Source organism: Fodinibius saliphilus (assembly GCF_005869845.1).
Classification (GTDB): domain Bacteria; phylum Bacteroidota; class Rhodothermia; order Balneolales; family Balneolaceae; genus Fodinibius; species Fodinibius saliphilus.
This window is the reverse complement of the sequence record NZ_VAWF01000003.1, coordinates 157,337-169,977: the sequence shown is the minus strand read 5'-3', so window position 1 is coordinate 169,977 and position 12,641 is coordinate 157,337. Positions and strand designations below refer to the sequence as shown.

Below are 12,641 nucleotides of genomic sequence, written 5' to 3'. Positions count from 1 at the left end.
ACAGACTTCGCATTTATTATTTAGGCTCTCGATTTCTAATCGAGAGCCTTTTTAATTTTAAAGGAAGGAAACATTTAAGTACTACATTTAAAAAACACCAGTACCATTTTGTAGGTAACGCTTAGTATGCTACTTAAAATTCAGCTTAGGAGTCGGAGTTACCTCCCACCTCTTTCTTTAAATTACTAGATGAATCTTTTAGGCTATCAAGCTGATCGTTTACTCCATCCTTAAGCTCTTGCCAATTTTTCTTGGAACGGGCTCTTAGCTCTTCCAGATCGTTTTCCAGGCTTTTCTTCTCTTTCTTAAGATCTTCCCACTTCTTTTGGAGTTCACTCTTGGCATTACCGGATTCATTGTTGATCTTACTTTTTAACTCTTCCATATTACTTTCCAGCTTTGTCATCTGCTCTTCTACATTATTAACAAACCCCGTTTTGCTATTTTTGAGATCTTTCTGAGCCGATTTAATAACTTCTTGGGCTTCTTCTTTCACCTGGCTCATTTCCTTTTCTGACTTTTCGGAACAACCCATAAATACAAACGCTATTAAAATAGCAGAAATCAATATTATAATACGTTTCATAATAATAGAAATGTAAATTACTTCATTTTCGTTAGGAGTAACTATTATGGTTCTAAATACTATCACAATACGATAGTGTTCCGACTACCAACAAATGATATTGGATAACACTTTTTAGATATTAAACTTCATTTTTAATATGATTAATTAACTATGACGATCAGCATTTTAGGTTGTGGATGGCTAGGTCTTCCCTTAGCAGAAAAACTTCGTGATAAGGATCATCTTATAAAAGGATCCACAACTTCTGAAGAAAAAATCGAACTACTTAAAGGGAAGAAAATCATTCCCTTCTTATTGACTCTGAACCCAACCCTCAACTGTGAAGATTGCACTGATTTCTGGGATTCCGATCTACTCATCCTAAATATTCCTCCGGGCCGGGGAAGAGATAACATTGTGGAACACCATCTCCAACAGATTAAATCGGTCATCAAACAGCTTGAAAACTCCCCTATTAATCGACTCATCTTTATTAGCTCAACATCGGTATACCCGCCTAATCCGGGCATTGTTACCGAAGAGGAAACAGAAGAAGGAAATGCCAAACGTCCCTCAGGCAATGCCTTACTCAAGGCCGAAAAGTTATTAATGAAGCAAGATTCTTTTGACACCACCATCATCCGTTTTGGTGGACTGTATGGCTACGATCGAAATCCTGCAAACTTTTTGGCAGGGCGTAAAAATGTATCCGGTGGAGAGGCCCCTGTGAACCTTATTCATCGCGATGACTGTATCGGTATTATTGACCGTATTATCGATGAAGATGTTAGAGGTGAGATATACAATGGGGTTTCTGACGGACATCCACCAAAAAATATGTATTACCCTGCTGCCGCCCGGGCTATGGATCTGGAACCGCCCACTTTTGAAGATGATGACACCGAAAATCATAAAGTAGTATCAAACAAAAAAGTTACAGAGCTTTTGGGATACGAATTCAAGCATCCAAATCCAATGGATTTTTAATTATTATCAATAATGACTTGGGCTTGCTATTATTATAGCCAAGACTTGATGATCCGTATAAATCGTATATTTTACTATAAAAAACAGAGTATAAATTATGGATAAAAAGATACATACCTACGAATCTGATGACATTACAATAGAATTTGACAGTAAGCGATGTCTCCATACGGCAGAGTGTGTAAAAGGAATGCCCTCTGTTTTTAATCCCGATAACAAGCCTTGGATTCAACCAGAGAAAGCCTCGGCTGATGATATTAAAGAAATTGTTCATCGCTGCCCAACGGGGGCGTTACAATATCAAGACAAAGAGGAAAAACCCCCTCGCGAAAATACCATAACCATTGTACCAGATGGCCCACTATATATGCGCGGTGATATAGAAATTCAAAATTCTGAAGGTGAGACTCTTCTTGAAGATACCCGAGTAGCTGTTTGTCGCTGTGGCAAATCTAAAAATAAGCCACTCTGTGATAACTCACATCAAGATATTGATTTTAAAGCTCCGGCCTCTTTTAAAGAGTCTAAACTTCAACCCACTGACAGTGGCGATCCATCCAAGAAAAAACTAACACTAAAATTGATGGATGATGGCCCCATCCTGCTTGACGGCACCTATCGTATTCATTCTATTGCTACTCAGTCCGTGAATAGCTCTAAAAATGTGGCTCTTTGCCGATGCGGAGAATCCGAGAGTAAGCCATTTTGTGATGGCACCCATAAAGATATAGGCTTTGAAGGATAGTCCATTTTCAATTGATATCACTTCTCCAATTATAGGCGGAGAGGTGATATTTTTTTTACTATTTATATTTACTTCATCTAGCCTCGGTACATTTTGTTTACTCAAAAGTAAAACAACCTGTACACCTTTAAGATAAAAACCTATGGCAAAGATTTTTTTAACGGTAGGCAGTATCGCTATGGTACTGGCTGTAACCCTTGGAGCTTTCGGTGCTCATGGCCTCAAAAATTCGTTAACACAAGAAATGCTTGATATTTTTGAAACAGGAGTACAATACCATTTCTATCATGCCCTTGGCCTTCTTGCTATTGGACTTACAGCTAAATATCTGCCAAGTTCGAGTCTGCTTTCCTGGTCTGGTTGGCTCATGATAACAGGAATCTTCATCTTTTCAGGAAGCCTCTACACACTTTCCATCAGTGGAATTCGCTGGCTCGGAGCCATCACACCAATAGGTGGCATCTGTTTTATTGCTGCATGGGTATTACTGGCACTGGCTATCTGGAAAGGATTTTAATTTCTCTTTAGAGATGTATTGCGGTAAACGTAGCCATTGATTATTAGCAACCCTACTCCCCAACTTCACTATATTAATTAGGCGGGAAAAATCCCTTATAGGTCTTCTCAAAAAATAAACTTGCAGTTCCCATTGATTATTATAACTTAACACTAATTATAAAAGGTAGTTTTACTGTGCTTAAAGCCAACTTTGTGACTTTCTACAAGCACAAAACTACATTTGTGTGTAATCGAGGCACATAAAAAGCTGACAGACGGCAGGGCAATACCATATCGAACTTAGCCCCTTCTGAAATTATAAATCACACTGCTACGTTATATAAGCAGTAGCTAACTCTTCACAAATATACAGTTTCCATGAATATAGAAGACTTCAGAGAATTTTGCCTATCATTTAATGGCGTATCCGAAGGCTTTCCTTTTGATGATGAATCCACCTTGGCTTTTAAAGTCATGGATAAAATTTTTGCTATTACTGATGTCGATGATTTCGATGGCATCAATCTCAAATGTGACCCCATTAAAGCAGCTATGCTCCGCGACTTATATAAAGATGTAGAGCCGGGATATCACATGGATAAGAAACATTGGAATACTGTTAATCCACAAGGAGAGCTTGATGATGAAATTATCAAGGAGTGGATAAAGGATTCATACAATTTAGTTGTAGAAGGTCTTTCGCGAAAGAAGCAGAAGAAGTTGGAAAAGATGGATAACTAATAACTAGTCGCGCACAAAAAGGTTTTTTATACGATGGAGACTCTTCTTCTCGAAGTTCCATACGAATTCAAATTGGCCCAATAAAAAGCCGTAGATCAAAAACAGAATTTGATACGATGGGAACACTACCAAAACCCATGCTATCAATTCTATCCAGAGAGGAGTCTCCGCATCAAAACCCAGCCACCCAAAAACAAACTTTCTAACATAAAGCGCTGTCATCCCGGTAATAGAAAAAATGAATAGGATGAGAAGCACCCCTCCCAAGGTCTCCACCCCCCACCGCTTTTTCATTTTCTCAATCAATTCACCCATTAATACCCTCATTATGAATTAAACCTCGGCCAATGCTTGCTGGATAGATTTATCCGCTACTTCAATTGTTTTATCTAGCAACTCTTCGGTTAACGAATTAGCAAGAAAGAGGGCCTCAAATGGAGAAGGTGGCAAGTAAACCCCATTTTGAAGCATTCCATGAAAATACTTCTTAAACAGTTCCTGGTCCGTGGTATTAGCAGTTTCAAAATCTACCACCTCTTGTTCAGTAAAGAACACACTCATCATTGATCCCACACGGTTAATAGAAACAGGAACATTATGATTTTGGAATACTTCTTTGAGTCCTGTAAAAAGATAGGTCGTTTTTTCCTCAAGTTCGTCGTAATGACGTGGATTTTCATGTAACTCTGAGAGAAGCGCATATCCAGCCGCCATTGCCAGTGGATTACCCGACAATGTTCCGGCCTGATAAACAGGGCCAACCGGCGAAACAACATCCATAATCTCTTGGCGACCGCCAAATGCACCAACCGGTAATCCTGCACCAATAATTTTGCCATAGGTAACCAAATCAGCCTCTACGCCATAACGTTGCTGGGCGCCCCCTTGTGCAACACGGAATCCAGTCATCACTTCATCAAAAATAAGTACTACTTCATGGGCATCGCAAAGTTCTCGCAGCCCATCCAAAAATCCTTTTTTAGGTGGGATACACCCCATATTACCGGCCACCGGTTCCACTACCAGTGCTGCCACTTCTCCTTCATTTTCACTGAGGATTTTCTTCACAGAATGAAGATCGTTAAAATTTGCTGTAAGCGTATCTTTTGCAGTTCCCTCAGTTACCCCCGGACTACTGGGTTGGCCCAATGTCAGCGCTCCGCTACCCGCGTTTATCAGGAAAGAATCGGCATGCCCGTGATAGTTTCCCTCAAACTTTATCACTTTATCACGATCAGTATATCCACGAGCTACACGAATGGCACTCATACACGCTTCGGTACCAGAATTTACCATTCTGATCATATCAACGTTTGGAACCATCTTCTTAACAAGCTCGGCAATCTTTATTTCAATATTGGTAGGCGCCCCAAAAGAAGTGGATTTTGCTGCCGTCTTCTGCACAGCTTCAACAACCGGCTCATAAGAATGGCCCAAAATCATTGGTCCCCAAGAGCCTACATAGTCTATATACTCATTTCCATCGACATCAGTAAGAATTGACCCTTCAGCTTTATCAAAGAACACAGGCGCCCCTCCAACAGAGTTAAAGGCGCGCGCCGGTGAATTCACACCACCGGGAATAGATTTTTGTGCTTGCTCAAATAATTTTTCACTCGTTTCAATCATAGCAATAAATAATATTTTAATAATTAGACAGTAGGCATAAGGGATATCAAATTCTCACCCATCCTTCTATTACTCATTTTCTGCATTAATCAATTTCGATGCTTCTTTTGCAAAATAGGTTGCAATAAGATCGGCACCGGCTCGCTTAAATCCGACAAGTGTTTCCATCATAACCTCTTCTTCATCAAGCCAGCCTTTCTCAGCCGCCGCCTTTAACATCGCATACTCACCGGATACATTATAAACAGAAACCGGTATTGAGACGTTTTCTTTAACGGCTCTGATTACATCCATATAAGGTAACCCCGGCTTAACCATTACAATATCGGCTCCTTCCTGCTCATCAAGCTGTGCCTCCTTTATCGCCTCTTGCACGTTTGCAGGATCCATCTGGTAGGTTTTCTTATCACCAAAACCGGGCGCAGAGTCCAAAGCGTCGCGGAACGGCCCGTAATAGCTTGAAGCATATTTGGCACTGTAGGCCATAATTCCGGTATGCTTAAAGCCTGCTTCATCCAATTTTTCACGCATAGCCCCAATACGTCCATCCATCATATCAGATGGTGCTACCATATCGGCCCCAGCTTCGGCGTGGCTAACCGCCATCTGCTTCAATACTTCTACAGACTCATCATTAAGAATCTCGCCACCTTCAACAATACCGTCATGCCCGTAGCTAGAGTAAGGATCCATGGCAATATCGGTCATCACCAACATATCCGGAAATTCCGCTTTTATTTTGCGAACGGCCCTCTGCATTAATCCTTCAGGATTCAAAGCCTCAGTTCCCTTATTATCTTTCTTTTCATCAGGAACTTTTGCAAATATTACCAGCGATCGAATTCCAACTTCTTGCAGCTCTTCAACTTCTTCAAGCAGAAGATCCAGTGTATACCGATAGTAGTCTGGCATGGAAGGGATTTCTATTTTTTCGTCCTCTCCTTCCATAACAAATACCGGTGCAATGAAATCGGCGGGTTTAAGATTATGCTCAGCTACCATATCACGAATTGCTGCTGATGTCCGCAGGCGACGTCCTCGTATGTAGGGAAATTGTCCGTGTGTCATATCAATGTAAGCTGTTGGGACGTATCGCAATACGCCATTTCGTTCTCGATTTTTAATTCAAAATTCCTTCTTAGTTCTAACATACATAACGCGAACGTCTCACTCGTACAGTTTTTAACTGGTCTAAGTACCTGTTGTTCTCAGCCTAGTTATGCAGCATTCCTTCTTCTTTACCATATTCAATCCAGTTAATAGGGTTTTGGAGCCGCTCAATTAAATAGGCTTCTCGGCTATTTTCTTCAATCTCAAAATCATAATCCCAACGAACGCGTGGCGGTAAACTCATCAAGATCGACTCAGTTCGGCCGTTAGTTTTAAGACCAAATAAGGTACCACGATCGTGGATCAAATTAAACTCTACATAACGACCGCGCCGTACCTCTTGAAAATAACGCTGCTGATCATCATAGACCTCATCTTTGCGGCGCTCTATAATAGGAGCATAGCTGTCAATAAACGCATTGCCGACCTCGGTTGTAAAATCAAACCAGTCTTCTGCAGATCGCTTGTCTGTAGGACGCAAGTAATCAAAAAACAGGCCACCAATACCCCGCCCTTCCGAGCGATGACTATTATAAAAGTATTCGTCACATTCTTTTTTAAAGTTGGGATACAGATCCTTGCCATGTTTATCACACGCAGCCTTTAGCACTTGGTGAAAATGAACAGCATCTTCATCCCATAAGTAATAAGGCGTTAAGTCTGCTCCCCCACCAAACCAGCAATCACGCACGTCAATCATCGACTCATCATCATAAAGCTCAAAATAACGGTAGTTGGCATGTACGGTCGGTACCATGGGGTTACGGGGATGAATAACCAGTGATAAACCGCCGGCCCAAAACCAACCTTGATCAACCTCAAAACGTTTACGAATCAGCTCAGGGAGCTCGCCATACACGCTAGAAATATTGACGCCTCCTTTCTCAAAGACATCTCCCCCTTCAATAACGCGGGTATGTCCCCCGCCCCCGCCATCACGCTCCCAATCATCATGTCGAAAGCGAGCCTTATTATCTATTAGTTCAAAGCGGTCACAAATCTCATCCTGCAAGTTCCGGATATAGGCCTCAAACCGATCTTTAATACTTTCTTTACTCATTCAATTTTAATTATTAGAACAAATATTCAACTGACCACTATATGTGTTATCAGCGTACTAGCTAGTTGAGTATTCTTTAACCGTATCTACAAAAGCACGGGCATGGTCAACCGGGATATTCGGCAGAATACCGTGGCCAAGGTTAGCTACATATTTCTGGGAACCAAAACGATCTATCATGCGCTTGGTTTGTCGTTCAATATTTTCAATAGGCATCATTAGTTTGGAGGGATCAAAATTTCCCTGCAGCACGATATCACCTCTTGTTTTTTCACGAGCATATTCTGGAGTGATCGTCCAGTCAACGCCTAGGGCCGCTGCATTACTTTTGAAACTCAATCGCTCCAGTGCATACCAGCTGCCTTTGGCAAATAAGATTACCGGCACTTCATCAATAGCATCACAAATTTCCATCAAATACGGCATGGCCCATTCATTAAAATCCTCAGGGCTTAGCAAGCCGGACCATGAATCAAACAGCTGCACAGCCTGTGCACCGGCATCAATCTGTGCTTGCAGATAATCAATAGTTGCTTTAGTAAGCTCTTTCATTACATGCCGTGCTGCATCGGGGTGCTGATACATGAAAGCTTTTGCCTTGGCAAAGTTTTTAGATCCTTCGCCTTGTACCATATAACAAAAGAGTGTCCACGGTGCCCCTGCGAAACCGATAAGCGGTACTCGTCCATTAAGCTCTTTGCGTGTTAATGTTATGGCATCCATCACATGACTCAATTTCTCTGGCACATCTTCTGCAAGTATAGCAAAAGCATCATCCACATTTTCAATAGGGTTTTCCATGACCGGCCCCTTACCTTTTACCAAATCGACATCAATACCCAGTGCTTGTGGTACCGTTAAGATATCCGAGAAAATAATAGCGGCATCGGGCTCTAGCTCTTCAATAGGCTGGATGGTTATTTCGCAAGCCAATTCCGGTGTTTCAACACGTTCAAAAAAAGTGTATTTCTTACGCAGTTTCATGTATTGCGGTAAATACCGGCCCGCTTGGCGCATCATCCATACCGGTGGTCGTTCAACTTCTTCGCCACGCAGTGCGCGTAAAAAAAGATCATTCTTCAACTCTGGAAAATCGTTACTCATAAGTAATAATATTTGCTGATAATATCGGGAGTACAACTCCCGTCAAACGTTCTAAATTTTATGTTTGGTGTCTATTTACTTTTTATGCTCTTCTTTATTTTCATCCCTGAAAATATAATTAGAGACTGTACGCAGGAGTACCTCCGTATCAGGTCGCTTAGCGATCTGGACTTCCTGTCCCGACTCTTCTTTTAATGCTTTAGCCGTAGTAGGCCCAATAGCGAAAAGGGTTGGCAACTCACCCTCAAAACCATGTCCGCGCTTAAACCCTTCAACTGCGCTGGGACTATAAAACAGAATTCCCTTCACAGGCACATGCGGCATTTCAACCGGATTAATGATGGTTTTATATACCTCCAATTCTATTACTTCTATACCGTCATCCTCTAATCGACTTACCATCTCGCCGCGGCTTAAATTACCGTGAAAATAGATAACTGAATTAATTTTCCCTTCCTCAATAATTAGCTCAGCTAAATGCTTGCTATCTTCGGTTCGCGGGATTTGGGCATCCAACCCCAGGTCCTGTAGGGCTTCCTGTGTTTTAGAACCAACTGCAAAAATCTGGACCTCGGGACGAACCTGCAGGCCCGACTTCATCAGCTCCTCAAGAGCTTTAACGCCATTAGTACTCGTAAATATCCAGTCTGATTTGTGATATTCTGTAATAACTTTCAGTACCCCATCCCAGTATTCAGGAAAGTTAAACTCCAGGGCAGGCTCAACAATAGGTTCAAGACCTAAAATACGGGCATATTCAAATTGCCGAGCAGATAAAGGACGTGTAACTAAAATATTTTGCTTGTTTTGTCGCATGGAACACTGATTTCGCGGTTTAAGCTGATTCTCACAGGCTATGCTGTGTTATCTGCGTTACCCATGTTCAATTATTTTTCTGATTTCATCTGTTCAATAACTTTGATAGCTCCTTCGCCCAGTAGGGCTTGAGCAGCAGAGTGGCCTAATCCCCCAGCTTCGCCTACAGATACAACCTCTTCATAGTCATAAGATTCGCGTCCATCCAAGGTGAGGGCAATTGCTTTAAAGTACACTTTACTATCATCAATAAAAGCATACGCTCCTACCGGGGCACTGCAGCCCGCTTCCATGTCGTGTAGAAAGTCGCGCTCTATCATCGTACACAGGGCGGTTTCGTCATGGTTCAACTGAGAAATAATCTCTTCCATCTTTGAATCCCCTTCACGTATCATGACGGCCATTGCGCCCTGGGCCGCAGCTGAAACCATCCAATCCAAATATTCACTGATATGATGTCCCAAATCAATACGCTCCAACCCAGCTGCAGCAAAAATTGCGGCATCCCAATCATTCTTTTCCACCTTCTCCAGTCGGGTATTCACGTTTCCGCGGATATTCACAATGTTATGGTTTGGATAACGGTGTAACCATTGTGCGCGCCGCCGATTACTGCTGGTAGCTATCGTAGCTTCATAGTCCGGATCTTCAAGAAAACCTATGCCATCAGGCGCAACTAAAGAGTCCCGGGGATCGGCCCGCTCCATAATTGCTGCTACTTTAAGGGGAAGCGGATTTTCGGTGGGCAAATCCTTAAAAGAGTGAACTGCTATATCGATCTCGTCATTAAGCTGAGCATCATCCAAGGCTTTGGTAAATACACCCTTGCCTCCCATCTCGGTAAGTGGAGTTTTCAGATCAATATCACCCTCCGACTTCACAAAGATAAGTTCAGTATCATGACCAAGCTCCTGTAGCTTTTTAGCCACTTGTTTTGCCTGCCAAGTAGCCAGTTGGCTATCTCGAGTACCAATATGAATAACGTTCTGCTTACTCATTACTTGCTTTCGTTTCGAGCTTAAACATATCATTAACTACTTTTGTAACCTGTTCAGACTCGTGATGATCACGTAAGTGCTCTATTGAGTAAGCGGCAATCTTATTAACAATTCGACGGGTCAAGTTCTCAACTTTGTCCTTATCGGTATCAGATATTTTATTTTTGAAGAAGTCGAACTCATCTTCCCGTATAGTATCAAACTTATTCGTCAGTGCTTTAATAGTTGGCACAATTTTCTGCTTACTGAGCCAGTTTTTGTAATCCGTTAATTCATCGTCAATAATCTTTTTAACAAGCGGAATATTCTCCTCACGTCGCCGATAGGCCTCATCGGTAACATCCGTCAAAAAGTCCATATTCGCTAAATCAACAAATTTAAGCTCGCCTATCTGCGGATCTATATTTCGAGGTACCGACAGGTCTACCATCACCTTAAAGCTTGGGGCCATCACTGACGGTTTCATATCATCAAGCGTCAGCACGGGCTCTTGAGCGCCTGTTGCTACAATAACCAAGTCAGCTTCGGCAATCTCTTGGGGCAACTCTTCCATATCGGCCACCTTTAAATCAAACTTGTCGGCCACAAACTCAGCACGATCACGCGTACGATTTATAAGAGTTAATTTCTTAGCTCCCAGGTTAATCAGGTTCTTGCAGGTCACCTTTCCGATCTTGCCCGTGCCTACCAATAGAATATTTTTATCCTTAAGGTTGTCGAACGTTTCTATAGCAAATTTCACTGCTGCATAGGCCGTTGTCGCTGCTCCTTCGCCCAGTGAAGTTTCGTTGCGCGAGCGCTTGTGTGCCCGAAATACATGCTGCATCAAACGATGGAGCTCTCCTCCAACTGCATCTAACTCACCGGCAAACTCATAGCCTTCCTTTACCTGGTTTACTACCTGTACATCACCAAGAATCTGAGAATCGAGCCCTACCGTAACTTGGAAAAGATGCTCAACGGCTTGTCGACCTTCTTTCTCAAAGCCGTAATTATGGAACTCTTCGAGTGTACCATCTGAATAGGTAACCAACAAGCGAATAAGCTCTTGTAAAGAGACATTCTGGGCAAAAATCTCGGTGCGGTTACAAGTTGAAACCACAAACAAGCTCTCTATCCCTTCACGCTGGGCGCCATCAATAAGGTCCTTCTTCCGTGCATCGCTTAAACTAAAACGCTCACGTACATCGATACTCGCCTCCCAGTGATTTACACCCACTGCACAAAAATCTGATATTTTGGGGGCTTCAGCTGACATCTATTCTGCAGAAACTTTTTTTGATTCTGATTCCAGTTCTTTTGTACTCAATGTATGATCCAACTTATCCAGTACTTGAGTGCCTAAGGCTTCAATGTATTGAGGATGATCATTTATACCCGGCATAACCTTCAGATTTTCAAACTCATAGCCTTCTTCTTCAAGATCTTCAACCAGCTCAACACCCAATTCGTACAGGGTTTCAATATGATCAGTCACAAAGGCAATAGGGATCATCAAAAAGTTCTTAATACCATATTCGATATGACGCTCAACCAATTCGGCGGTATTAGGCTGTGTCCACTTTTGGGGCCCTACTTTAGACTGGTATCCTAACCAGTAATCGTAATCATATCCTCGCATTTCCATAATCGCTTCCATCGTCTGGTTGATCTCATTTGTATAAGGATCACCACTTCGCACTTCAAGTAATGGAGTACCGTGAGCACTAAAAATAAAATGCGTTTTATTGCGAGTCTCTTCATCCATTTCTGCTAAAGCCTCGTCGATACGGTCATTCATGGCCGACAAGTAACTTTCGTCAAGGTGATAGTTTTTGACATGAAACTCTTTCCAGGGTGTATCATGGCCAAACTTCTCATCACGTTTGGTTTCCCAATCACGATAACTACTTCCAGTCGTGGTCCATGAAAACTGAGGATAAAGCGGAACCATGACGGCATGCGTAATGCCATCTTCTTCCATATCGTCCATGGTCGTATCAGCAAAAGGAAGCCAATAACGCATACAGGTATACACCTTGACCGTATGATCTGGAATAACCTTCTTCAAATGCTTCTCCAAAGCCCGGCGCTGTTTTTCGGTAAGACTATTAATTGGTGAACAACAGGTAGACTTAATACTGTTTTTACGATTCAGGCAATGCTTGTTACCCATACAGCCTTTAGGACAACCGTTAATCTCTTCATAATCTTCCTGAACACTGGGCGCTCGAAATTTAGAAATTATCTGGGCAAAGAGGTCCTGAAACTTCCCCCCTCCCAATTTTATAATATCTTCATCACTGAAAAGATTATTCAGAAATGGGCGAACGGCATAGTCGGCCGTTGGACCGCCCAAATTCATTAATACCACACCAATACGTTTTTCGTCTGTCGACATTTCAA

14 protein-coding genes are annotated in these 12,641 nt (G+C 42.1%); 4 read left to right on the top strand and 10 right to left on the bottom strand.

From position 1 onward, the window contains the following. Window positions 1–145 precede the first annotated feature (145 nt). On the bottom strand, window positions 146–586 hold the full coding sequence (locus tag FCN14_RS11385; protein ID WP_138431406.1) for a sll1863 family stress response protein: 441 nt from the start codon (window positions 584–586) through the stop codon (window positions 146–148). Between the two features lie 153 nt (window positions 587–739). Between FCN14_RS11385 and FCN14_RS11380 the strand changes: the two genes are divergently transcribed. From FCN14_RS11380 to FCN14_RS11365, 4 genes are all read left to right on the top strand, one after another. Further along, window positions 740–1,555: an SDR family oxidoreductase gene (locus tag FCN14_RS11380; RefSeq protein ID WP_138431405.1), complete on the top strand. Its 816-nt coding sequence runs from the start codon at window positions 740–742 to the stop codon at window positions 1,553–1,555. 97 nt (window positions 1,556–1,652) lie between these two features. Then, window positions 1,653–2,300 carry a CDGSH iron-sulfur domain-containing protein gene (locus FCN14_RS11375; RefSeq protein WP_138431404.1) on the top strand — a complete coding sequence of 216 codons (648 nt, stop codon included), beginning with the start codon at window positions 1,653–1,655 and terminating at the stop codon, window positions 2,298–2,300. A gap of 142 nt (window positions 2,301–2,442) precedes the next feature. Then, the gene (locus FCN14_RS11370) at window positions 2,443–2,817 is read left to right on the top strand and encodes a DUF423 domain-containing protein (protein ID WP_138431403.1); all 375 of its coding nucleotides are present in this window, start codon (window positions 2,443–2,445) and stop codon (window positions 2,815–2,817) included. Window positions 2,818–3,176: 359 nt separating this feature from the next. Continuing rightward, window positions 3,177–3,539, top strand: coding sequence for an MmcQ/YjbR family DNA-binding protein (locus FCN14_RS11365; RefSeq protein WP_138431402.1), 363 nt, complete (start codon window positions 3,177–3,179; stop codon window positions 3,537–3,539). Between the two features lie 3 nt (window positions 3,540–3,542). Here the strand turns inward: FCN14_RS11365 and FCN14_RS11360 are convergent, their stop codons facing one another. The 9 genes from FCN14_RS11360 to hemH form a co-directional block, all read right to left on the bottom strand. Next, window positions 3,543–3,854 (bottom strand): DUF6787 family protein, encoded by a 312-nt coding sequence (locus FCN14_RS11360; protein WP_212747631.1) that lies wholly within the window; start codon window positions 3,852–3,854, stop codon window positions 3,543–3,545. Window positions 3,855–3,872: 18 nt separating this feature from the next. Continuing rightward, window positions 3,873–5,168: a glutamate-1-semialdehyde 2,1-aminomutase gene (gene hemL, locus FCN14_RS11355; RefSeq protein WP_138431400.1), complete on the bottom strand. Its 1,296-nt coding sequence runs from the start codon at window positions 5,166–5,168 to the stop codon at window positions 3,873–3,875. Window positions 5,169–5,237: 69 nt separating this feature from the next. Further along, a complete protein-coding gene (gene hemB, locus FCN14_RS11350; RefSeq protein ID WP_138431399.1) occupies window positions 5,238–6,236 on the bottom strand; it encodes a porphobilinogen synthase in 999 nt (332 codons plus the stop codon). A gap of 145 nt (window positions 6,237–6,381) precedes the next feature. Next, window positions 6,382–7,323 carry an oxygen-dependent coproporphyrinogen oxidase gene (gene hemF / locus FCN14_RS11345; RefSeq protein ID WP_138431692.1) on the bottom strand — a complete coding sequence of 314 codons (942 nt, stop codon included), beginning with the start codon at window positions 7,321–7,323 and terminating at the stop codon, window positions 6,382–6,384. A gap of 72 nt (window positions 7,324–7,395) precedes the next feature. Beyond that, window positions 7,396–8,442 carry a uroporphyrinogen decarboxylase gene (hemE, locus tag FCN14_RS11340; protein ID WP_138431398.1) on the bottom strand — a complete coding sequence of 349 codons (1,047 nt, stop codon included), beginning with the start codon at window positions 8,440–8,442 and terminating at the stop codon, window positions 7,396–7,398. Between the two features lie 75 nt (window positions 8,443–8,517). Further along, window positions 8,518–9,258 (bottom strand): uroporphyrinogen-III synthase, encoded by a 741-nt coding sequence (locus FCN14_RS11335; protein WP_138431397.1) that lies wholly within the window; start codon window positions 9,256–9,258, stop codon window positions 8,518–8,520. Window positions 9,259–9,329: 71 nt separating this feature from the next. Next, the gene (gene hemC / locus FCN14_RS11330) at window positions 9,330–10,256 is read right to left on the bottom strand and encodes a hydroxymethylbilane synthase (RefSeq protein WP_138431396.1); all 927 of its coding nucleotides are present in this window, start codon (window positions 10,254–10,256) and stop codon (window positions 9,330–9,332) included. After that, a complete protein-coding gene (gene hemA / locus FCN14_RS11325; RefSeq protein WP_138431395.1) occupies window positions 10,249–11,514 on the bottom strand; it encodes a glutamyl-tRNA reductase in 1,266 nt (421 codons plus the stop codon). Before hemA ends, hemC begins: the two co-directional genes overlap by 8 nt. Further along, window positions 11,515–12,636: a ferrochelatase gene (gene hemH, locus FCN14_RS11320; protein ID WP_138431394.1), complete on the bottom strand. Its 1,122-nt coding sequence runs from the start codon at window positions 12,634–12,636 to the stop codon at window positions 11,515–11,517. Window positions 12,637–12,641: the final 5 nt, after the last annotated feature.